The 21,574-nt window shown below is 64.9% G+C and carries 16 protein-coding genes and 1 tRNA gene; 4 read left to right on the forward strand and 13 right to left on the reverse strand.

The features are described from left to right. Positions 1-32: 32 nt before the first annotated feature. The 4 genes from ABWP92_RS08910 to ABWP92_RS08925 all read right to left on the reverse strand — a co-directional run bounded on the left by ABWP92_RS08910 (position 33) and on the right by ABWP92_RS08925 (position 5,081). On the reverse strand, positions 33-740 hold the full coding sequence (locus ABWP92_RS08910; RefSeq protein ID WP_353235021.1) for a GIY-YIG nuclease family protein: 708 nt from the start codon (positions 738-740) through the stop codon (positions 33-35). A gap of 106 nt (positions 741-846) precedes the next feature. Then, a tRNA-Arg gene (locus tag ABWP92_RS08915) sits at positions 847-923 on the reverse strand. 160 nt (positions 924-1,083) lie between these two features. Continuing rightward, on the reverse strand, positions 1,084-2,934 hold the full coding sequence (locus tag ABWP92_RS08920) for a M14 family metallopeptidase (RefSeq protein WP_353235022.1): 1,851 nt from the start codon (positions 2,932-2,934) through the stop codon (positions 1,084-1,086). Between the two features lie 290 nt (positions 2,935-3,224). Continuing rightward, positions 3,225-5,081 (reverse strand): DEAD/DEAH box helicase, encoded by a 1,857-nt coding sequence (locus ABWP92_RS08925; protein WP_353235023.1) that lies wholly within the window; start codon positions 5,079-5,081, stop codon positions 3,225-3,227. 258 nt (positions 5,082-5,339) lie between these two features. Between ABWP92_RS08925 and ettA the strand changes: the two genes are divergently transcribed. Beyond that, on the forward strand, positions 5,340-7,001 hold the full coding sequence (gene ettA / locus ABWP92_RS08930; RefSeq protein WP_353235024.1) for an energy-dependent translational throttle protein EttA: 1,662 nt from the start codon (positions 5,340-5,342) through the stop codon (positions 6,999-7,001). Between the two features lie 260 nt (positions 7,002-7,261). After that, positions 7,262-9,850 (forward strand): DUF1631 family protein, encoded by a 2,589-nt coding sequence (locus tag ABWP92_RS08935; RefSeq protein ID WP_353235025.1) that lies wholly within the window; start codon positions 7,262-7,264, stop codon positions 9,848-9,850. Positions 9,851-9,865: 15 nt separating this feature from the next. On the opposite strand, the gene ABWP92_RS08940 is transcribed toward ABWP92_RS08935, so the two are convergent. The 3 genes from ABWP92_RS08940 to ABWP92_RS08950 all read right to left on the reverse strand — a co-directional run bounded on the left by ABWP92_RS08940 (position 9,866) and on the right by ABWP92_RS08950 (position 12,827). Further along, entirely contained in the window at positions 9,866-11,227 is a 1,362-nt protein-coding gene (locus ABWP92_RS08940) for a TAXI family TRAP transporter solute-binding subunit (RefSeq protein ID WP_353235034.1), read from the reverse strand. A gap of 14 nt (positions 11,228-11,241) precedes the next feature. After that, the gene (locus tag ABWP92_RS08945; RefSeq protein WP_353235035.1) at positions 11,242-12,264 is read right to left on the reverse strand and encodes a P1 family peptidase; all 1,023 of its coding nucleotides are present in this window, start codon (positions 12,262-12,264) and stop codon (positions 11,242-11,244) included. A 122-nt stretch (positions 12,265-12,386) separates the two neighbouring features. Beyond that, complete coding sequence (locus ABWP92_RS08950; RefSeq protein ID WP_353235026.1) at positions 12,387-12,827, reverse strand: helix-turn-helix domain-containing protein; 441 nt, start codon at positions 12,825-12,827, stop codon at positions 12,387-12,389. Between the two features lie 294 nt (positions 12,828-13,121). Between ABWP92_RS08950 and ABWP92_RS08955 the strand changes: the two genes are divergently transcribed. Next, positions 13,122-13,964, forward strand: a complete 843-nt coding sequence (locus tag ABWP92_RS08955) for a MetQ/NlpA family ABC transporter substrate-binding protein (protein WP_353235027.1) — start codon at positions 13,122-13,124, stop codon at positions 13,962-13,964. A 97-nt stretch (positions 13,965-14,061) separates the two neighbouring features. Here ABWP92_RS08955 and ABWP92_RS08960 read toward each other — a convergent pair whose 3' ends face one another. From ABWP92_RS08960 to ABWP92_RS08980, 5 genes are all read right to left on the reverse strand, one after another. Next, the gene (locus ABWP92_RS08960; RefSeq protein ID WP_353235028.1) at positions 14,062-15,099 is read right to left on the reverse strand and encodes an acyl-CoA dehydrogenase family protein; all 1,038 of its coding nucleotides are present in this window, start codon (positions 15,097-15,099) and stop codon (positions 14,062-14,064) included. Positions 15,100-15,105: 6 nt separating this feature from the next. Continuing rightward, positions 15,106-16,296: an acyl-CoA dehydrogenase family protein gene (locus ABWP92_RS08965; protein WP_353235029.1), complete on the reverse strand. Its 1,191-nt coding sequence runs from the start codon at positions 16,294-16,296 to the stop codon at positions 15,106-15,108. A 115-nt stretch (positions 16,297-16,411) separates the two neighbouring features. After that, positions 16,412-17,380 (reverse strand): tripartite tricarboxylate transporter substrate binding protein, encoded by a 969-nt coding sequence (locus ABWP92_RS08970; RefSeq protein WP_353235030.1) that lies wholly within the window; start codon positions 17,378-17,380, stop codon positions 16,412-16,414. Between the two features lie 44 nt (positions 17,381-17,424). Beyond that, positions 17,425-19,542 (reverse strand): acetate--CoA ligase family protein, encoded by a 2,118-nt coding sequence (locus tag ABWP92_RS08975; protein ID WP_353235031.1) that lies wholly within the window; start codon positions 19,540-19,542, stop codon positions 17,425-17,427. A gap of 2 nt (positions 19,543-19,544) precedes the next feature. Next, positions 19,545-20,345 carry an enoyl-CoA hydratase gene (locus ABWP92_RS08980; protein WP_353235032.1) on the reverse strand — a complete coding sequence of 267 codons (801 nt, stop codon included), beginning with the start codon at positions 20,343-20,345 and terminating at the stop codon, positions 19,545-19,547. 101 nt (positions 20,346-20,446) lie between these two features. On the opposite strand from ABWP92_RS08980, the gene ABWP92_RS08985 reads away from it, so the two are divergent. Beyond that, on the forward strand, positions 20,447-21,205 hold the full coding sequence (locus ABWP92_RS08985) for an IclR family transcriptional regulator (RefSeq protein ID WP_353235033.1): 759 nt from the start codon (positions 20,447-20,449) through the stop codon (positions 21,203-21,205). A gap of 12 nt (positions 21,206-21,217) precedes the next feature. On the opposite strand, the gene ABWP92_RS08990 is transcribed toward ABWP92_RS08985, so the two are convergent. After that, positions 21,218-21,574, reverse strand: a 357-nt coding sequence (locus ABWP92_RS08990; RefSeq protein ID WP_502907492.1) for a copper-binding protein, incomplete at its 5' end; no start/stop codon positions are given.

Genomic DNA, 21,574 nt, shown 5'->3' on the forward strand with positions numbered 1-21,574 from the left:
CGCTCTAGCCTTTCGACCACCCTCCAGAATACTCAGCGCCTCATGTTCGTAACATGCTGCTCCTTATTCCAAATTGGTCTGAATTTTTGGATCAACGCACGCTCCTCTACCTCGCACATTGAAATATCTGCTTCGCCGAAAAGTGAGATCACTCCAGCCTTTCTTGCCCATATTTCGTAGCGCTTTCCTGCCTTTATGCCGTTGGATATGTTTGCCGCATGTTTAATGCCGGTGGGGCTACCGCCAGCGAAGCCTGACGCGTGCTGCATACAACGTCTTGCAAGTGTGCCGCCAGCCTTACCAACGTAGACTACGCGGCTCCCGTCGCTGTCCAATTCAAGCCAAAGGTAGACCCATCCATGCTCCCCGTGCTTCGTATTCAATGCGAACCTTGGGTAGACATCGAGACCAAGAACCAAGTCACCAACTTTTAAAAACTCAAGTTCCAACATCGATTGAATGAGATCCATTTTTTCTTTTGAGCGATATCGTAAATTTCGAGAATTCACGAATTTTATGTTTACGTACGATGTGGAATGGCTTGGCTTGCGTGATGTGAGCATCAACAACAAAGCCCCGCTGGGCGAACCATGCGGGGCCTGTGCCTGCGCCACTGTCAGGTCATTGGGAATGGCCGTGGGGCTCAGCAGGTCGAGCTTCTCGATCATGTCGGGCTTGCGCAGTGGCTGGCCGGGTGTGTCTACCAATCCGCCCAACTTGACCAGCGAGCGCGGGCTCATGCTGGCAGCAGTGGGGTGAGGTGCATTGGATTGCCGGATGCTTTGGATCGCGCTGAAGAAGTTGCCGTAACCCGCCAGTGCTGCACCGTTCGTGCCGTTGGTGATCTGGCCTGCCCAGAGGGACTCGAACCCCCGACCTATTGCTTAGAAGGCAATTGCTCTATCCAGTTGAGCTATGGGCAGATGAACCATGCTGGAGGTGGCTTCGCGGACTGCTGCGCGAAGCGGCCAGCCTGGCCGTAGCCCCCGATCATACCTTTTGTGAAAGGGCTTTCAGGGCGGCGGGGGCAAGTTTCATCGGGTGCGGGCTGGCCGGCGTTGGAGCTTCAAGTCAAGGCCTGGGTCAATCACTGTCGGAAAACACGAGCGAGGGCACGACCATGATGCGCGCCACGGAGTCAAGGTCGTCGATGACGTGATTGGCGAAGTAGCTGCTTTGCGAGTCGGGTTCGAGCGCGGCGACAGCCAGGTTGGCCAGGGGCTGGTTGAGCGGAATGTAGTAGCTTCCCTCGGGGACGTCGATGGAGGCTCTGGTCGGGGTGACGCTGACGCGCACGATGGGCGCCGCATCGGCGGCGATGCCCCGCACGTCGGGGCGGTCCATGGTCTGGCGGCTGTTCTCGGTGTAGGTGTCGGCGAGAACATTGCCTGCTTCGGCCACGCGCATGACTTGCACGCCCAGCATTTCCAGGCGCGCGACGGCTTCCGAGGATTGGGCGGACAGCCAGTAGCCGCAGGGGCGTGTGCGCGACTTCACGGTGCGCAGCGTCAGCGAGGAGTTCCAGTCGACCTGCCGGGCGACGTCCGCGCCGGTGTTGGGGTCGAGCATGATGACCTCGCGTTTTTCCGGTGTCTGGGCGGCATCGATCACGACCTGGCCGCGGCAGGCCTTGGAGGATATCTCGCGATTCACGAAGGAGCGCACCTGCTGCAGCTCCGAAGCGCGCTCCGCGGTGGTATGCAGGGCGCTGCCGATCGCGGTGACCTGGGTGTGCACGCGGCGCTGGATATCGTTGCGGCCGATGCCCACGCCACGGGTTTCGACCAGCAGGCTGACGGTGTTCTTCAGGCCATTGACGTTGCGGCCGGTGTCGGGCTGGACGCCGCCCATCGAGAGCGAGAGGTCGTTCGGATTGGTTGAGGTGGTGCTGTACCAGTCGGCGCTCAGGCGCTGTTCGCCGAGCGCCTTGCGCATGGGCTCGAGGTACCACTGGGTTGATGCCTTGGTCACGAATTCGGGTTCGTTGGCGCTGGTTGCATGCTGCAGCAGGGCGTCGTAGCGCTGGACGGCGTTGAATTTCTGCAGGAAGCGGCCGGCCACCGTGTATTCGTGCGAGTCGATGACGGCAAGCGGGCGATAGAGGGAGACGAGCTTGGCGAGCGCCTGCGCCTCCGGCGTTCTGAGCAGCAGGTGGTCGCGGTTCATGTCGATGCCGTTGGCGGTCACCCGCTGGCCGGCGTCGGCGCCGTCCGGATTGGCGCGTGGAACGATCACCACGTTGATGCGCTGCAGGATCGGCTCAAGCAGCCCCTGCGAGAGCTCGCGCGCGAGCACCATCAGGGCTTCCGCTCCGGCGGGTTCGTTGCCGTGCTGCTGGCCGATCAGCATGACGGTGGGGCGCTGGCTCTTGTCGAGCGCCGCTGCGTCGGTTCCCGACGCCTGCGTGATGACCAGCGCATGCATCGGCACGCCGCGCTGCGAGGTGCCGATCGTGAGCACTTCGGTCAGTGTGGGGCGGCGGGTGCTGGTGGCGATCGAGTTCAGCCAGCCGGTGACTTCCGCGTTGGTGCTGAAGGCGCGCCGTCCCGGCTCCAGGCCCGGGGTATCGTAGCGCACATCGGGCGCGGGAAAGCGCGCGGCGACGGCCGGGCCGTAGGGCAGATCGCCAGCGGATTGCGGCTCGTCGATGCTGCGCGGGGAAAGCGGCGAATCGGCGACCGGGGCGGTCTGCACCCCATCCTGATCGCGCTGATCGCGCGTGCTGCCCAGGGGCGGCGGTACCACGCGCGCCGAGGGGGGCGGTCTGGCCGCCGTGGCTGCGGGCTGCTTGGGCCATGGCGGCAAGGGCGTGCTGGTGCAGGCGGCCAGCAAGGCGGCTGACACCAATACTCCAAGCCTGAGGCAAAGCGTCCCGCGCGCGAGGGCCTTGCCGGCGGGCTGGTCAACATTGGGCTGAGGATTGTTTTGTGTCATATTCGTCGAGGGCCGCAGGACGGCCTGGATGCTCATGGTTGTCGGAGCCGATGTTACCTTGTGATGATTTCAGTAACTCCCCTCTGAAGCCGGTTGGCTATCAAGTCGCGGCAAATTCGTACAAAAGGTGATGCGAAATGCTGCAATTTGAGCGACTGCATTGACAAACCGCGAAGCCTCGCGGGTATCAGCATGCGGTGCCTGTGCGATTGGGGGCGGCCCAGTGACAAAAAAGCCCGGCGAAGCTCGCCGGGCTTTTCATCTTTCAGGGATGCGGGATGTGCCCGCTATCAGCGGCCGTTGCCGCCAAAGCGTCCGCCGCTGCGGTTTCCGCCGCCGCCTCCGCCACCAAATCCGCCGCGGAAGCCACCGCCCCGGCGGTTGCGGTCCGCCATGCTGTCGACGCTGGTGCGCATGGGGTCGGGCTGGGCAGGGCCGCCGCGGCCGTGGCGCGAGCCGCCGCCCAGGTGGCCGAACTGCGTGCCCAGATGGGCGTTTTCACCGCGCGGCTGGCTGTCGTCATGACGGCGGTTGTTGCCGTTGCCGTTGCCGTCCTGGCGGCGACCGCCGCCATTGTTCTGCAACTGCTGGCCCGGGCCACGGCGTGGACCGCGCCGGCCTGCATTGCCGTCTTCGCGTGCGCCGTCGGCGGACTGGCGATCCGCCCGGTCGTCGCGTTCCATGGAGCGCTCGGTATTGCGTTCGCGGCGATCACCGCCGCGATCGCTGCGGCGTTGGCGCGTGCGGGCCGGCTGCTGCCTTGATTCGCCATCGGCGCTGAGCGCTGGAGCTTCTTCGCCTTGCTCGGCACCGCGCTGGCCGGCATTGCCGCCGCGCTTGCCGCGGGATTCGGACTGCGTAGCCTTGTTGGCGCGGATGCGCTCCATCATTTCCTGGCGGGCCGCCTTGGCCGCTGCCTGCATCACGTCGCGTCCCGGCGGCTTGCCCGCGCCGCCCCAGATGGTCTGGCGGCCCATGGCGATCGGTTGGGCGACTTCATCGGGCGCGGGGCCGAAGCCTTCGAGCACCTGCACGGGGATTTCCTGCTTGGTGAAGCGCTCGATGTCCATCATGAAGCCTTCCTCGTCCATGCAGACCAGGCTCACGGCATGGCCTTCGCGGCCGGCGCGGCCGGTACGGCCGATACGGTGGACGTAGTCTTCGGAGATGTTCGGGATCTCGTAGTTCACGACGTGCGGCAGATCGTCGATGTCGATGCCGCGGGCGGCGATGTCGGTGGCCACCAGCGCGCGGATTTCGCCGGACTTGAAGCCGCCAAGCGCCTGCGTGCGGGCGCTCTGGCTCTTGTTGCCGTGCAGCGCCATGGCGGTGACGCCGTTCTTGGTGAGGAAGTCCGCCACGTTGTTCGCGCCGAACTTGGTGCGCGTGAAGACGAGCACCTGGCTCCAGTCGTTCTCGCGGATGATGTGCAGCAGCACTTCCTTCTTGCGGGCGCGGCCCACCGGGTGGATCACCTGGCTGATGCGCTGCACGGTGGTGTTGCTGGGCGTGACCTGGATCGACAGCGGATCGCGCAGCAGGCTGCCGGCGAGTTCGCGGATGTCGTCGCTGAAAGTGGCCGAGAACAGCAGGCTCTGCTTTTCGGCGGGCACCAGCTTGAGGACCTTCTTCACGTCGTGGATGAAGCCCATGTCGAGCATGCGGTCGGCCTCGTCGAGAACGAGGATCTCGACGGTGGACAGGTCCAGGAAGCCCTGGCCGGCCAGGTCGAGCAGGCGGCCCGGCGTTGCCACGAGCACGTCCACGCCGCGCTTGATGCGCTCGATCTGCGGGTTCATGCCCACGCCGCCGAAGACGACGCAGGACTTGATGCTCAGGTGCTTGCCATAGGCGCGCACCGATTCCTCGACCTGCGCGGCGAGTTCGCGGGTGGGGGTCAGGACCAGGGCGCGAATGCCCTTGCCGCCAAATTTGTTGGCGGGTGCGGTACCCTTGGCCAGGCGGGTGAGCATGGGCAGCGTGAACGCGGCCGTCTTTCCGGTGCCGGTCTGGGCTCCTGCCAGCAGGTCCCTGCCGGAGAGAACAGCGGGAATCGCTTGTTCCTGAATGGGAGTCGGGTTTTGATAGCCCTGCTCGGTCACGGCCTGCAAAATAGCCGGATCCAGCTTTAGTTCGTCAAATGTCATTTATTTTCGATTGGCGCCCATCCGGGGCGCTGGGTATCAGCCTGTTCCAGACGGCTTACGGGCCGTCTGGCCAGCTCAAAAGGCGGATAAGGTTTAGGTAGCGGGAGCGTGGAAAATTGCTTCCCTTGTCCCCAGCTGTGGTGCTGATGCCCAAGGCAAACTGGTACCTTCGGCGACGGATATTGTCTCATGGACCGATAATCCGGGGTTACGCGCGAAATTATGGCGCTTTTTTTCTGATAACTGAACAACTATTTCATGGCTCAATACGTTTTTTCGATGAATCATGTCACCAAGACCGTGCCGCCCAAGCGACAGATCTTGAAGGACATCTCCCTCAGCTTCTTTCCCGGAGCCAAGATCGGCGTGCTGGGCCTGAACGGTTCCGGCAAATCCTCCTTGCTCAAGATCATGGCGGGAGTGGACAAGGAATTCGAAGGCGAGGCGATCCCCATGCCGGGCCTGTCGATCGGCTATCTGCCGCAGGAGCCGCAGCTCAACCCCGAGCACACCGTGCGCCAGGCCGTGGAAGAAGCCATGTCCGAGGTGAACAATGCTCGCGCCCGCCTGGAGGAAGTCTATGCGGCCTACGCCGAGGAAGACGCCGATTTCGACGCGCTGGCCGCAGAGCAAGGTCAGCTGGAGGCCATCATTGCCGCTGCTGGAACCGATTCCGAGCACCAGCTCGAAATCGCGGCGGATGCGCTGCGCCTGCCCGCGTGGGACGCCGTCGTGGGCAAGCTCTCGGGTGGTGAAAAGCGCCGCGTCGCGCTGTGCAAGCTGCTGCTGTCCAAGCCCGACATGCTGCTGCTCGACGAGCCGACCAACCACCTGGATGCCGAATCCGTCGATTGGCTCGAACAGTTCCTGCACCGTTTCTCGGGCACCGTGGTGGCGATCACCCACGATCGCTATTTCCTGGACAACGCCGCCGAGTGGATCCTGGAGCTCGACCGTGGCCACGGCATTCCCTACAAGGGGAATTATTCGGACTGGCTGATCCAGAAGGGCAATCGTCTCGAGGCCGAGCAAAAGGGCGAGGAAGCCCGCGCCAAGGCACTGAAGAAGGAACTGGAGTGGGTTCGCCAGAATGCCAAGGGCCGCCAGGCCAAGTCCAAGGCGCGTATCGCACGCTTCGAGGAATTGAGCGATTACGAATACCAGCAGCGCAACGAAACGCAGGAAATCTTCATTCCCGTGGCGGAGCGCCTGGGCGCGCAGGTCATCGAGTTCCACAACGTCACCAAATCGTTTGGCGACCGCGTGCTCATCGACAACCTGTCCATGAACATTCCCGCCGGTGCGATCGTCGGCATCATCGGTCCGAACGGCGCCGGTAAATCCACGCTGTTCAAGCTGATCGCGGGCAAGGAGCAGCCGGACTCCGGCAAGGTCGTGATCGGACAGACCGTGAAGATGGCATTCGTCGATCAGCACCGTGACGCGCTGGCCGACGACAAGACCGTGTGGGAAGACATCTCGGGCGGCCTGGACATCATCAACGTGGGCAAGTTCCAGATGGCTTCGCGCGCCTATGCAGGCCGTTTCAACTTCAACGGACAGGATCAGCAAAAGAAGGTGGGGAATCTCTCCGGCGGCGAGCGCGGCCGCCTGCACCTTGCCAAGACGCTGATCCAGGGCGGCAACGTGCTGCTGCTGGACGAGCCGTCGAACGACCTGGACGTGGAAACACTGCGTGCGCTGGAAGACGCCTTGCTGGAGTACGCGGGCACGGTGCTGGTGATCTCCCATGACCGCTGGTTCCTGGACCGCATCGCCACGCACATTCTTGCGGCCGAGGGCGATTCACAATGGGTGTTCTTCGATGGAAACTACCAAGAATACGAGGCCGACAAGAAGAGGCGTCTGGGCGAGGAGGGCGCCAAGCCCAAGCGCATGCGCTTCAAGGCCCTGAAGTAAGCCGACTCCAAGGTCCAAGGCGTGCCGCGCACGCCTGTCAGTTTGCGCAGACCCAGCAACCGAGCCGGGGCACGAGGTGCCGGGCTCGGTTTTTTCATGCGTGAATTTAAATTGCAAATTGAGTAACATATTTCAATTCATAAAAATAATCGAATAAATTGACGCCTTGACGCCGTTTTGGCGGCAATCAATACGTTGAGTTCATGTACAGGTAGTAGCATTCGCAGAGCAATATTTACATCTGCTTAGCTTTTCCCTTCATGTCATCGCCCGCACCTCAGCTCACAGCGGTTTTTCGTGCCTGCGTCGTCAATGCCGTCAAGGACGGAGAGGTATTGATCGGGCAACTGATCCGCAGCACCCGCTCCGAACTGGCGGATGCCGAGCAGCGCGCGAGCGGCATTCATGAGCGGATGCACCTGAGCGATGCGCTGCTGGCGCTGGACAAGCATGAAGCTGCATTGATCAAGGGCTACCCCATGGCGTTGCTGGAGATCTTCGCCGAAGGTGCGTCCGGCTCGAAGTCCCGTGCCGCCCTGGATACCGGCATCGATTTTGGCGAACTCTCGCTGGTGGACGACAGGGCGGTGATGGAGCAGGTGGAGCTGGCCCGCGCGCAGCAGATCGCCAGTCACGTCACCGACGCCGCGCTGTCCGAACTCAATACCTACGTCAGCTCGGTCCAGGGACTGCCCCGCGTGCAGCCGGAGCGCAATCCGCTGCGTCCCGAGAATTACATCCGGGGCCTGCAGCGCGTGGTGGACGAAAGCGGCGTGAGTGCGGAAATCCGCCAGCTATGGATGCAGCACATGCGCGAATTGCTGGGCGCGGAGCTGGTGTCCACCTACCAGCAGATCACCCGCAGCCTGCGCGAGCACGGCGTGCGGCCTGTGGGCTATAGCGTTGCGGGAACGCCGGGCGGCTCGCGCAACGCTCCGCTGGCCGGCGCCGAAAATGTGACCGGCCCGCATGATTTCGCTGCCTCGACGGGCATGCCGGCGGGCGCGTGGGCGGGACGGGGCGCACAGCCCTTCATGTCCCCCATGCCCGTGGCTTCGGCTGCGCAAAGCGCGGAGGAATCCATGCTGGCGGTAGGCATCCTGCGCCAGATGCTGGCCGCCGGTGGCGATCCGTATTCCTTCGATTGGACGAATCTTGCGGGGCTCGGCGCCGCCGGCGCGAAGCCGGCAGCCATGAAACCTGCGGGGGCTGCGGGCCTGGACGGCGCGCAGGGGATGGCGGCCGGCATGCCCGCCTTCACGCCGACGCAGGCGGCCGAGGCCATGGAGGATTTCGCGCAGCTGGAGCGTCTTGTCGGGCGGCTGGCCGGTGGCGTGGCGCCTTCCGGCATCGCGGCCATGGCTCCCGGCACGCCGAGGCAGACGGGGGTCGCGCCGATCGCGCCAACCCACTGGCAGGGGATGTCCATCCCCGCGCAATTGCCCCGGGCCGCGGAGGGCGCGGCGCGTTCGGCGACCGAGGTGCTCAGCCGCATGATGGAGCACATCTCGCAGGATTCGCGGCTGCTCGCGCCGGTGCAGCGCGCGGTGCAGAACCTGGAGCCGGCGCTGAAACAGCTGGTACGCATCGACCCCAGTTTCTTCTCCAACGAGCAGCATCCCGCGCGCCGTCTGCTCGATGGCCTCACGCAGCGCAGCCTGGCTTTCAAGGCCGAGGATTCGCGCGGGTTTCGCAAATACATCCAGCTGGTGAACGCGGCGGTGCAGCATCTCGCCACCGTGCCCGTGCACGACGCCAAGGCGTTCGAGCATGTGTCGGATGCTCTGGAAAGCGCCTGGAACACCCAGGTGCAGCAGCTTCGCAAGCAGCAGGAGACCGAGCAGGCTGCCCTGGAACTGTCCGAGCGCCGCGATCTGCTGGCCACGCGCATTGCGCAGCAGTTCCGGCTGCTCCCCGATGCCTCCAGTGCTCCGGAGGACATCCTCGACTTCGTGACCGGCCCATGGGCTCGGGTCGCGGCGCAGGCGCAGATCGACGCCGAGGAACGCGGGGGCGAAGACGCGCCCGACCCCAATCAGTACCTGGCCGTGGTTCCGCAACTGCTGTTGTGTTCGTCGCCCGCAGGGTATTCACCCACGGACGCCAGACGCATGCTGCCGCTGATGGAGGGCATGTTCGGCACCATCCGCGACGGCCTGTACGGCGCGGGCCATGGGCAGGAGGAAGTCGTGCGCGTGCTCAAGCGCATTGCGGGATTGCAGATGCAACTGGCCAAGCATGCGGCGGCTGCGGATGCGGTCACGCCGGACGCGCTGGCCGATGAGCCGCTCGCCCGGCCCGGTCCCTCCATCGAGGCGCCGCTGGACGGAGAAGGTGGGCCGTCGGGATTCCAGACCGTGCATGGCGGGCTGGATCTGGACCTGAGCCGGGGTGTATCTGGTGAAGCCGCTGATGGTGCCTTGGAAGAGCAGGCCGGGGAGCCGCAGGCCGCGCAGGCCGTGCCGATAGTTGCGGAACACGCGGACGCCGTGGCGCCAGCCGCCGCACCGGTGGAACCCGCGGAACCGGTGGACGCTCCCGGCCATGCCGCTGCGGCGCAGGACTGCGCCCATCTGTTCGAACTGGGGCAGTGGATCGAACTCACAACCAATAGCCGCACGGTGCGGACCCAGCTCACCTGGGTGAGTCCGCACAACACGCTGTTCCTGTTTACCGCGCTGGATGCCAGCACGCAATCGATGACGCGGCGCATGCTCGACAAGCTGTATGCGGAAGGCCATGTGCGCCGTGTCGACGATCAGCGCGTGGTGGCTCGCGCCCTGGGCGCGGCTCAGGCGCGCGGGTATCGGGACAGCGGCCCGGACAGCCAGAGCCACCGCGGCGCCTGAGATGGCCCTTGCGGCTCATGCGCCGGGCGTGGCGGGTGCGGTTGCCGAAGAGGCGCCGGTGCGATCCAGTTTGCGCCGCACGAGCAGGATGTGATTGCGCAGCGCATACAGTTCGTCGGCGTACGACAGCGGCACGTTGATCTTTTCCACCTGCGCCTCGATGCGGTCGAGCTGCTGCTGAAGCGCCCGGGGATCGCTCCCGCCCTGTTCGAACTCGTCTTCGATCTCACGCAGCCTGCCGTACCACCGGAACACCCGCGAGCGCACGCGGAACTGGTAGAGCGGCGGCACGATGCGCGACAGCGGCAGCATGAAGGCGATCAGGATGCCGAAAATCAGCCACATGCGCTCGATCAGGTTGGCGATCCAGAATGGCAGATAGCGCTGCATGACCGGCATGGGTTCATTGATGGCGCGATCAGCCTCCTTGGCGATGGGAAGCTCCGCGTGCAGCGTGCTCGGGAATTCGCGCGCCCGGTTGAACCAGCCCGCCGAGCCGTGGATCGTCAGCGCATTCTGCGCGAACAGCGTGAGCAGCGCGGGATGGGTGTCCTCGCGGGCCAGCAGCGATGTGGTGGACGCCACCAGCCGCACGTCGCGCGGCGGAATGTTCCTGGCGAGATCGACCACTCCGCGCGGCAGCGTCACCGGCGTGAGAAATGGGAAACGCCGGCTGTAGGCTTCGTTCTGCGCGAAGCTCATGAGCTGTATGCCAGGTGTCTGCAGCAGCATCTGCACCATCAGTGATTCCGGCGCCGAGGCGAAAACGACGGCATCGAGCTTGCCGTCGAGAAATGCGACGGTGGCCGGAGTCTGGCGCTCCTGCGTCAACGTCAGTTCTCCGGCGGCGATGTGGTTGGCGTCCAGCAGTTTTTCCATCAGCCGCGGCAGGCCGCTGCCGGGCGAGCCCACGTTCACCTTCATGCCGCGCAACTGGTGCAGCCCGTCGAGCCGGTCCTGCCTTGCCAGGCGCTTCGCGGAGTCGGTGCGGTAGAACAGCCAGATCGGCTCGACGAACAGACTTCCGAGGGAGACGAGACTGTCCCTGTCCCGGGGCTCCAGCTCGGCCGTTCCCCCTTGTACGAATGCCAGATCCGCCTTGCCCTGGCGCAGCAATTCCAGATTGGCGGCCGATCCTTCGCTGTGAAGAAGCGTGACCTGTATGCCATCCGCCGCCAGGGCGTCCAGATACCGCTTGCCGAATTCCTCGTAAGCGCTCTGGTCCGGCCCCGTGGCCAGGATGACGCTTTTGGGAGGCGTCGGCTTGAGCCACCAGTAAGCGCCGATGATCAGCGCCACGCCCAGTATGGCGAGCGGACCAGCGGACACCAGAAGGTCGCGGATGGACAGCAGCAGATTACGCACTCCATGCGACATCTGGCGAGCGGATTTCATGGTGCTTCGGCGTTCCAGTCGGCCAGGCCCGGCAGCACCAGGGCGTTGCCGAGCGTGACAGAGCGCGCCGCCAGGACCGCCTGCTGCGTGGCCCGGGCGACGGCTTCGGCCGCCATGGCAGCGAGCACCAGCATGCCGGGGCCTTCGCCCGCAAGACCGGTGGCCAGCGCGAACAGCGTATCGCCGTCGCTCATCGTATGAACCGGCTGGATGCTGCGCGCAAGTCCGTCGTGGCCCACCACGGCGAGCCGGTGCGCCTGCGCCTTGGTGAGGGCCGCATCGGTGGCGATCACGCCGATGGTGGTGTTGCTGCCCGCCAGCAAGGGGCGCGGCGCCTCGCCCGCGAGCAGCGCGCGTTGCGTGCCGCGCAGGCGCCGCCCGTCGTCGGTGCGGGCGCCGGCAAGCGGCTGCGCGGTATCGGGGCTGATCACATCGCCCACCGCGTTGCATGCGATGAGCGCTCCGACCGTCACATCGCCCACGCGGACCGAGGCGGTTCCGATGCCGCCTTTCATGGCGTTGGACAGGCCGAACATCTTGCCCACCACCGCGCCAGCTCCAGCGCCCACGCTGCCTTGCGAGGGCGCATGGCGCGAGGCGGCCGCGCAGGCCGCATAACCGGCTGCCGCGTCGGGACGGATCTTCATGTCGCCCACGGTGAGGTCGAACAGCACGGCTGCGGGCACCAGGGGAATGCGGCCCACACCCACGTCGAGGCCGATTCCTTGCTCTTCGAGCCAGCGCACCGCTCCGGTGGCGGCCTCCAGCCCGAAGGCGCTGCCGCCCGCGAGCACGATGGCGTGAACCTGCTGGACGAGGTTGGATGGATCCAGCAGGTCCGTCTCGCGCGTGCCCGGCGCCGCGCCGCGCACGTCCACCCCGCCTGTCGCGCCTTCACGGGCAATGACGACGGAGCAGCCCGTGGGGCGTCGCGCATCCGTGAAATGGCCGACCTCGATCCCGGCGACGTCCGTAATGGCGCCGCAGGACGTGGGTGCGATAGAGGCGGAGCCATTCATGGCACGCACGTCGCCAGCGGCTGGCTGTTGGAGTGGCTGGTTGGTTTCCAAGGCTTATCCCGAAATGGCGCGGCGCACATGCGGCGCGGCAAATCGCACCGGATGCATGGCCTGGGATGGGTTCACTGGGGGGTGCTCTTGAGCAGTTCGAGAATTTCCGACTTGTTGAGCTCTTTGAGGCGCGACAGCTTGGCGACCATTTCAGCCGGGGGACGGCCCTTGCTCTGCTCGTAGTTGTAGATGCTTTGGCTGGACAGGCCCACCAGCGACCCGTATTCGGCCGCGGACAGTCCCAGCTTCTGGCGGTGGGCGGCCAGGCGCGCGGGGCTGAAGCGGCGCTGCACTTCGCCCTCGGGAGGCGTTTCCAGATGAATCGCTGCAACGCGCTGGGGCTTGCGCGCATCCCTTATTTCCTTGTGCAGCTCGGCTACTTCGCGCTTGAGCGCGGCCAGCGCGGAGCGCTGGGCGATGCTTGCCTTGCGAAGCGCTTCGATTTCCGCGCGCACTTCCTTGCGCGCGACACGGGTGATTTCCGCTTTGAGGATGGAGGCGATATTTGGCATAGGGCTATTGTGTCGTGAAATTCCGCAGAATGGCGCAACATACATTAAATCGAATAAGCATCCGCTTTTTTATTTGTTGCGAATCTTAGTCCGTGTGTCGATACTACGCCGCATCTGATTCAAGTGTCCAGATATCGCTTGGATCGATTCTTCAGCCAAGGCAATGTCGCTTCAGGTTTTTCCCACACTACACGCCGGTCAGCCCGCCATGCGAGGTGGCGCGCCGATGGGCGGTGGGGCTTTCCTGGTGCTGCCTTCATCAAAGATGTACTCATATTTTCCGGAGATCGCCACATGGCATTGCGTTCCACAACCCGCCGTTCCGTACTGACCGCCGCCGCATGGGCGGTGGCCATTTCCGCCGTCTCGCTTGGATTGCCCACGATCGCCAATGCACAGGATGCCGGCAAGAAGCAGATCGTCATCGGCGGCACGGCGGGCTCCAACATCGACCAGTTGCAGGCGGGCATCGTGCCGCTTTTGCAGAAGAAGGGCTACAAGGTCAAGCTGGTCGAGTTTAATGATTATGTGCAGCCCAACCTGGCGCTGGCCGATGGTTCGCTGGACGCCAACTTCTTTCAGCACGAGGTCTATTTCAACCAGTTCAAGGGCGACCGCAAGCTCGACCTGACGGCGCTGACGCAAGGCCCGATCGCGCCGATGGGTGTGTATTCCAAGTCGCGCAAATCGCTGGCCGAAGCCAAGAGCGGCGACCGCATTGCCTTGCCCAACGACCCCAGCAATCTCGCGCGCGCCCTGCTGCTGGTGCAGCAGGCCGGGCTCATCAAGCTCAAGGCGAACGTCAATCCGCTGCGCGTCTCGGAGCTGGATGTCGCCGAGAACCCGCTCAAGCTGAAGTTCCAGCCGCTGGAGGCGGCGCAACTTCCGCGCTCGCTCGATGACGTGCAGTTCGCCATCATCAACGGCAACTTTGCGATCTCCTCCGGCATGAAGCTGCAGGACGCCGTGGTCCTGGAGAAAACGCCCGACCACTATCTGAACATCGTGGCGGTGAAGTCCAAGGACAAGAATGCGCCCTGGGCCAAGGACCTTGCGGAGGCCTTCCATTCCGCTGATTTCAAGACCGTGGTGGACACCAAGTTCGCCGGTTACGCAAAGCCGGCGTTCCTGCAGTGATCGCGATGATGTGCGTATTGCGCGTATTGCGCGTCCAGGGACTTCTGAACAGATCGGATCGATGCATGCCTGACGATCGATTCGTGCAGAGGATCGTCTAGGCGAGCGCCAGCTCCTCGAGTCTGGACAGCGCGCGCGATGCTCCGCCCAGGCGCGCGGCGAGCAGCTGCGCGCGCTTGAGGTACAGGTGCGCGTCATGCTCCCAGGTGAAGCCCATGCCGCCATGCACCTGGATCACCGTGCGCGTCGTCTGCAGCGCGCCCTCGATGGCGGTGAGTTCGGCGGCGGCGCAGGCGAATGCCGCGTCGGGCAAATGGCCGTCCATCGCCGCAGTTGCATAAAGAGCCGAAAGGCGCGCGTTGTCCACCGCCATCCACGCATTGGCGAGCTGATGCTTGATCGCCTGGTAGCTGCCGATGGGTTTGCCGAACTGCACCCGCTCCGTGGCATAGCCGGCGCCCAGTTTCAACGCGGCCTGCGCGACGCCGATGAGCTCGGCACACTGCATGAGCCGCCACGCGCCGCGTGCCCGCGCGCGGTCCACGGCGCCTACGGCGTCGAGGCTCAGCCATTCGATCGCATGCGGCTCCTGGGGGCGGCTCTGGCGCAAGGTGGGGTCGAGCCCGGCGGCGCTGTCCGATTCGGCCGCGGCGGGCAGGAGCGCGATTTGCAGCGGCCGCGATGCGTCGCTCAGTCCACGGACCACGATGGTGTCGGTGCATTGGGCCGCGAAATCCCGGATGCGGTCGTCCGCGTCGACACAGTGCGCGGCGCGTTCGCCCGCGAGAATTCCATGCAGCAGAGACTCCAGCGCCCGAGGCGTGTTCTCCCCGGCGGAGCATGCCCAGAGCGGAACCAGCACCGCGCTGCTTGCCCAGGGCAGGTTCAGCAACTGGCTGCCAGCCGCCTCGGCCACCAGATAGGCGTCGGTGAGGCCCAGGCCCAGCCCGTCCATCGATTGCGGCGCGAGCAAGGCCATCCAGCCCATGCCCGCCATGTCGGCCCAGAGCTGCCTTTGCTCGGGCGCCGAGAACGGCAGCGCCTTGCGGGCGCGGGCGAGGGGATGGTTGTCGATGAAAAAGCGCTGGGCTGATTCCAGCAGCATCTGCTGTTCGTCGTTGAGTGCGAAATCCATGGTGGTTCAGCCCTTGGGCAGCCGCAGCATCTGCTCGGCAAGAATGTTTCGTTGAACTTCGGATGTTCCGGCCAGGATCGTCTCCGCGCGAGTCCACAGATAGTCGCGCGTCCAGGCGCCCGCTTCGCGGTCGTCCGCATCCGGCTCGGGGCCGCGCAGGGCGCGCTCGCCCAGCACCTCGTTGGCCAGCACCATCAGTTTCTGGTGCGATTCGCTCCAGTGCAGCTTGGTTGCGGAGCCTTCGGGACCGGGCGGGCCGCCGCGCAGCGCGTTGGTGAGCGCGCGGAAGGTCTTGAGCTTGAGCACGTGGCTGTCGACCGCCAGGCGCGCGATGTCGCGGCGCAGATGCGGATCATCGAGCTGCGCCGTGCCGTCGTCGCGGCGCGTGTTCGCGGCCAGCGCCTTGAGCGCCTGCACTTCCTGCGTGAAGCGCACCTGGCGTGGAATGAAATACGTGCCGCGCTCGAAACTGGCCGCTGCCATCGCCAGCCGCCAGCCGCCGTTCTCTTCGCCGACGAGCGCATCGAGCGGCACCCTCACGTCGTCGAAGAACACTTCGTTGAAGTCGGATTCGCCGGTGATCTGGCGGATCGGCTCGACGCGCACGCCCGGCAGCTTCATGTCCACGAGCAGGAAGCTGATGCCCTTGTGGCGCGGCAGCGACGCATCGGTGCGCGCGAGCACGAAGCAGTAGTCGGCGATGTGCGCGAACGATGTCCACACCTTGTGGCCGTTGAGCAGGTAGTGATCGTCCTTGCGTTCGGCGCGCGTGCTCAGCGATGCGAGATCGGAGCCCGCGCCGGGTTCGGAGTAGCCCTGGCACCAGATGTCGCGGTTGCTCAGGATGCCTGGCAGAAAGCGCTGTTTCTGCGCTTCGCTGGCGAAGTGGATCAGCGTGGGGCCGAGGATGCCGTGGCCGATGATGTTCACGCCCAGCGGCGCGCCGATGCGGGCCTGCTCCTCATGGAAGATCGCCTGGCGCGTGAGCGGCCAGTTCTTGCCGCCGTATTGCTCGGGCCAGCCGAGGCCGGACCAGCCGGCGGCGCACACGTAATCCTCCCATGCGCGGCGCCATTCGAAATCGTTGGGGTCGGGTTGCGACGGCCATGCGGCCTTGAAGCGCGGGAATTCGGTCTCGAACCAGTCGCGCAATGTCAGGCGGAAGGCTTCGTCTTCCGCCGAGTAGCCCACTTGCATGGTGCTCGTTCCTTGAAATATCTCTTCGTTCTCTCACTCCCTCTCCCGCTGGCGGGAGAGGGAAACAATCGCCCTGTCAGGACAACGGAGGGCCGCGCGCGCGGCCCTGGCAGGCTCAATCGACCTTGGCGCCGGAGTCCTTGACGACCCTGGTCCACTTCACGATGTCGTTCTTCAGGAACGCCGCGAATTCATCCGGCCTGTTGCCGATGATTTCCAGGCCCAGCGAATCGAATTTTTCCTGGATCGCCGGTTCCTTGAGGATGTCCTGCAGCGCGGCATGCAGCTTGTTCACCACGGGAGCGGGCGTGCCCGCGGGCGCGAGAAAGCCCAGCCACGGCATGGCCTCGTAGCCTGGCAGGCCGGACTCCGCCACGGTGGGCGTGTCGGGCAGCAGCTTGGAGCGCTTGCCAGTGGTCACCGCCAGCAGGCGCACCTTCTTGTCGTTGATGAAGGGCTTGGACGATGCGTACGCGTCGAACATCACGTTGATGTTGCCGCTCACCAGATCCATCAGCGCGGGCGCGCTGCCCTTGTACGGCACGTGCTCCATGTTGGCGCCGGACATGGTCTTGAAGAGTTCGGACTCCAGGTGCGTGGACGTGCCGGCGCCCACCGAGCCGTAGCTGCCCTTGGACGGATTGGCCTTGAGCCAGGCGATCAGTTCGGCCACGTTGTTGGCGGGCACGCTGGGGTGAACCTCCAGCACGTGGACGACCGATGCGATCAGCGAGATCGGCGTGAAGTCCTTGATGGGGTCGTAGTTCACCTTCTTGTACAGCGAGGGTGCGATGCCCAGCGACGAGGCGGCCAGCAGCAGGGTATGGCCATCGGGGTTGGCGCGCGCCACGTAGTCCGATGCGATCACCGTGCCCGCGCCGGGCTTGTTTTCCACGATCACCGGCTGGCCGAGCTTGAGGCTCATGCGCTCGGACAAGGCCCGGGCCATGATGTCGGTGGCGCCGCCGGGCGAGAACGGCACGACGATGGTGACGGGCTTGCTGGGGTAATTGGACTCGGCGCTGGCCGGTCCGCATGCGGCGATTGCCGCGACGGCCACGGCCGCCAGGATTTTCTTGAGCATGGTTTGTCTCCTGCCTGTTGATGGATTGAAAAGTGAGGGGGAAATCAATGGGATGCATCGGGCGGAATCACGAGCGCATCCAGCGCGCGGACGCCTTCGCCCAGCGGCTTGACGAGCAGCGGATTCACCTCGATCTCATCGGCCTGTTCCCGCAGCGCGAGCACCGCGTCCGAAAAGCCCGCGATGGCCTTGCATGCCGCGGTGACGTCGCCCCTGGGCTTGCCGCGAAAGCCGTCGAGCAGCGCAAACGCCTTGAGCTCGCCCAGCATCTCGCGGGCCATGGCCTCATCGACGGGCAGCACGCGGTGGCTCACGTCCTTGTAGATCTCGGTGAGCACGCCACCCAGGCCCACCGTGAGCGTCATGCCGAACACCGGATCGCGGGTCGCACCAAGAATCAGCTCGCTGATGCCTGACTCCATCTTCTGGATGAGCGCGCCCTCGATGCGCGCATCGGGCGCGTACCGGCGCGAGGACGCTATCGCCTCGTCGAATGCATCGCGCACCTCCTGCGCGCTGCCCAGCCGCAGCTTCACGCCGCCGGCTTCGGTCTTGTGCGCGATGTCGGGTGACAGCACCTTGAGCGCCACGGGGTAGCCCAGCACCTGCGCCGCCTGCACGGCCTGCTCCGCGGTTGCTGCAACGCGCTCGGCCACGCTGGTCACGCCATACTGCGCCAGCATGTGCTTGGTGCGGTGCTCGTCGAGCACGGCGGGCAATGCGGCGCGCGCGGGCGCTGCCTGATGGCGGACGGCCAGCCAGCGGTTGTGCTTTCTGCGCTCCTGCCACAGCAGGAAGGGCGAGAGCGCCGAGACGGCGACGCCGATGTCCTCGAACACGGGGACGCCGCCGCTGCGCATCTGCTCGCGCTTTTGCGCGGCGCCGGTGTCGATCGCAACGAAGAGGCGCGGGAATTTCTCGGCCACGGCGCACAGATCATCCGCCATGCGGTCGAGCATATAGCCCGGCGCATAGACCACGACCGCATCGATCGCGTCGCTTTGCGCCAGCGCTTCCATGGCGGTGCGCACAAAGCCCGGATCGTTGACCACGTTGCCGGTCACATCGACGGGGTTGCTCACCATGCCATAGTCGGGAATGCCGGCGCGCAGCACGTCCTGCAGCGGCTGCGGCAGCGTCGGAACCTCGAGTCCCTGCACGATGAACTTGTCCGCCAGGATCGCGCCGAGCGCGCCCGAGATGGTGATGATGGCCACGCGTTTGCCCGCCGTGCGGTGGCGGTATTTGGCCAGGTTGGCGAGCTGCGCCATCTGCACGAAATCATTGCTTTGAATGATGTTGAGCTGGCGGAATGCGGCGCTGTAGATCTGCTGATCGCCCGCGAGCGCGGAGGTGTGCGAGCGCACGGCCTCGGAGCCCTTTTCGGTTTCTCCGGCCTTGTAGAGCACGAGCAGTTTGTCGCGGCGCGCGAATTCTTCGGCCGCGGCGATGAAGCGCCCGCCGTCGCGCAGTTCCTCGATGTAGCCCATGCACACTTCGGTGAAGTCGTCCTGAGCGAGGTATTCGAGGTACTGCGCGAAATCCACGCAGGCTTCGTTGCCGGTATTGATGAAGTGGCTGAACTCCACGCCCAGCCTGCGCGCAATCGCATATACCGCGGCGCACACGTTGCCGCTTTGCGTGAGCAGGCTCACCGAGCCGTTGCCGGGCTGCATGGGCGAGGTGTTGAACACCGATGCGAAGTTGGTGTGCACCTGGCTGTTGAGATTGGCGAAACCCATGGCGTTGGGGCCGGCAACCACCATGTCGGTGGTCGCGACGAAGGCTTCGAGTTCATCCTGCAGCAGCTTGCCCCTGGCGCCTTCTTCCGCGAAGCCCGCGGCATAGACCAGCACGGCGCGCGCGCCCTTGGCGTGGCAGCGCCTGAGCATCGCGGTCACGTCCGCGGCGCCGATCGCCAGCACCACCAGGTCGGGGGCTTCGGGCAGCGATTCGAGGTCCGCGTAGCAGCGCTGGCCGAACACTTCCTCGTACTTGGGGTTGATCGGATAGATCCTGCCCTTGTAGCCGAACTTGGTGAGGTGCGCGATCGGCATGCCGCCGATGCGCGCGGCGTTGTTGCTGGCGCCGACGATGGCGATCGATCCGGGGTTGAGCAGCGGCTCGAGGCGATGCGTGCAATTCTTCACGGGAGAGAGCATTCTCAGGCCTCCTTTGCCGGGTTCTTCTGGATGGCGCTGGACAGGCCCCGGTCGCGCGCGCTCAGGAAACCCTCGCTCAGGTGCGAGAGCTGGTGCGTGTCGAAATGCGCCTGGAGCGATGCGCGCAGGCCTTGCGTGTCGAGCGAGCGGTTGATCGAGCGCTTGATGAGCCTGAGCCCGAAGGGCGGCGCCTTGGCGATCTGCTGCGCCATGGCGAGCGCGGCGTCCGCGAGATCCGCATCCGCCACCACGCGGTTGACCATGCCGATCTCCCTGGCTTCCCGGGCGCTCAGCCTGCCGCCCGTGTAGAGCATTTCCTTGGCCTTGCGCGCGCCCATCACCCAGGGATGGATCATCACCTCGGTGGCCGCCGCGCCGAGCGTGTGGCCCACCGGGTCGGAGAAGAACGCCGTGTCGCTTGCGATCATCAGATCGCACATGTTGGCGATCATGAAGCCGCCGGCCACGCATGCGCCCTGCACCTGCGCGATGGTGGGCTTGGGAAAGTCCCAGATCTTGAGCGAGTAGTCGAAATAGCGCAGTTCCTCATAGGCCCAGCGCTCTTCGACCGTGAAGTTCGCGCGTTCGGCCTGCGCCTGCTTCAGGTCGTGGCCCGCCGAGAAGTGCGCGCCCTTGCCGCCGACGATCACCACGTTCACGGAGTCGTCCACGCGCGCCTCGTCGAATGCGGCCATCAGCTCGTCGAGCATCTGCTGGCTCTGGGCGTTGCGCTGCGCTTCGCGTGCCAGCAGGATACGGCGCACCGCGCCGTGGTTTTCGATTTCAAGCGTTTCGTACGCCATGGTCCATGTCTCCAGAAAAAAACGTCCGTCCTTGGGATGGCATTCAGTTTAGACTTGTGATTTCCTATATCTCAAACAAATACTGATACCTTTCCCATAATATGGACAAACCATCCGGAACCGCCGGCGCGCAAAGCCTGCGCCGCTCGCTGGGCCTGCTGCGGCTTTTGGCTTCGCACCATGAGGCCGGCATCACGCTCACGGAGGTGATGGCGGCATCGGGCCTGGAGCGCTCCACCGCGCACCGGCTGCTGTCGTGCCTGGCGGAGGAGCAGTTCGCCGAGCGCGATCCCGAAACCAAGTCGTACCGATTGGGCATAGACGCCATGCAGCTCGGCTTTGCGTCGATGCGCCGCGTGCCGTTGGTGGATTCGTGCCGCCCTCTGATGCAGAAACTCGCGCGCATGTCGGGCGACACCGTGTTTCTGGTGATCCGCCAGGGCGACTACTGCCTGTGCCTGCACCGCGAGGAGGGGCACTTTCCCGTCAAGGTATTCACCACCGATATTGGCGGCCGCCGCCTGCTGGGGCTGGGCGCGGGCGGCCTCGCGCTGATGGCGCAGTTGAGCGACGCCGAAGTGGAGCGCATCTTCGAGCGCCATGTGCAAGAGTTCGCGCAGGCCAATTTCACGCGTGAGCGCCTGATGCAGGCCGTCAAGCTGACGCGCAAGAACGGCTACGCGGACATCAGCGATACGCTGACCGTGGGCGTGTCGGGCGTGGGGCACACTTTCATGGCTTCGCCGGGGACGCTGGCGGCGATCAGCTTCGGCGCGATCTCGCAGCGCCTGCCAGCCCGGCGCAAGACAGAAATGGCGGAGCTTCTGAGGCAGCAGCTCGCGTCATGCGCCGGCGCATGACGCGAAGCGGCCTCAATGATCGTGATCGGCGACGATCTCGATATGCGTGATCACCAGCGCTCCGCTGGAGCGTTCGGCATGAAAAAGCACCTTGTCGCCCGTCTTCAATGACGCACCCCGGGAAGGCTCCTTGAGCGCGAAGACCATGGTCATCGGCGGCATGTCGAGGTTTTTGATTTCGGCATGCCGGATCGTGACCTTGCCGGTGCTCTCGCTCCAGCGGGTGACCTCGCCGGTGGTGAGTTCCTGCGCTCCGGAATGGATGGCCACGGGCGCTTGCGCGGAATGCGAGGCGTGATCCATATGCTCCATTGGCGTCGTTGGCTGCGTCGTTTGTGCGCTGGCGTCGAGACCGGGCATGGACAGCGC

The sequence above is a fragment of the Diaphorobacter ruginosibacter genome (genome assembly GCF_040396215.1).
GTDB classification, from domain to species: Bacteria; Pseudomonadota; Gammaproteobacteria; order Burkholderiales; family Burkholderiaceae_C; genus Diaphorobacter_A; species Diaphorobacter_A ruginosibacter_A.

Bases quoted from the DNA above. Each gene is read 5' to 3' on its own strand.
- ABWP92_RS08935 (WP_353235025.1), top strand. From the start codon at position 7,262: ATGTCATCGCCCGCACCTCAGCTCACAGCGGTTTTTCGTGCCTGCGTC.
- ABWP92_RS08955 (WP_353235027.1), top strand. From the start codon at position 13,122: ATGGCATTGCGTTCCACAACCCGCCGTTCCGTACTGACCGCCGCCGCA.
- ABWP92_RS08980 (WP_353235032.1), bottom strand. From the start codon at position 20,345: ATGGCGTACGAAACGCTTGAAATCGAAAACCACGGCGCGGTGCGCCGT.
- ABWP92_RS08945 (WP_353235035.1), bottom strand. From the start codon at position 12,264: ATGAATGGCTCCGCCTCTATCGCACCCACGTCCTGCGGCGCCATTACG.
- ABWP92_RS08965 (WP_353235029.1), bottom strand. From the start codon at position 16,296: ATGCAAGTGGGCTACTCGGCGGAAGACGAAGCCTTCCGCCTGACATTG.
- ABWP92_RS08925 (WP_353235023.1), bottom strand. From the start codon at position 5,081: ATGACATTTGACGAACTAAAGCTGGATCCGGCTATTTTGCAGGCCGTG.
- ABWP92_RS08950 (WP_353235026.1), bottom strand. From the start codon at position 12,827: ATGCCAAATATCGCCTCCATCCTCAAAGCGGAAATCACCCGTGTCGCG.
- ABWP92_RS08940 (WP_353235034.1), bottom strand. From the start codon at position 11,227: ATGTCGCATGGAGTGCGTAATCTGCTGCTGTCCATCCGCGACCTTCTG.
- ABWP92_RS08960 (WP_353235028.1), bottom strand. From the start codon at position 15,099: ATGGATTTCGCACTCAACGACGAACAGCAGATGCTGCTGGAATCAGCC.
- ABWP92_RS08985 (WP_353235033.1), top strand. From the start codon at position 20,447: ATGGACAAACCATCCGGAACCGCCGGCGCGCAAAGCCTGCGCCGCTCG.
- ABWP92_RS08970 (WP_353235030.1), bottom strand. From the start codon at position 17,380: ATGCTCAAGAAAATCCTGGCGGCCGTGGCCGTCGCGGCAATCGCCGCA.
- ettA (WP_353235024.1), top strand. From the start codon at position 5,340: ATGGCTCAATACGTTTTTTCGATGAATCATGTCACCAAGACCGTGCCG.
- ABWP92_RS08910 (WP_353235021.1), bottom strand. From the start codon at position 740: ATGAGCCCGCGCTCGCTGGTCAAGTTGGGCGGATTGGTAGACACACCC.
- ABWP92_RS08975 (WP_353235031.1), bottom strand. From the start codon at position 19,542: ATGCTCTCTCCCGTGAAGAATTGCACGCATCGCCTCGAGCCGCTGCTC.
- ABWP92_RS08920 (WP_353235022.1), bottom strand. From the start codon at position 2,934: ATGACACAAAACAATCCTCAGCCCAATGTTGACCAGCCCGCCGGCAAG.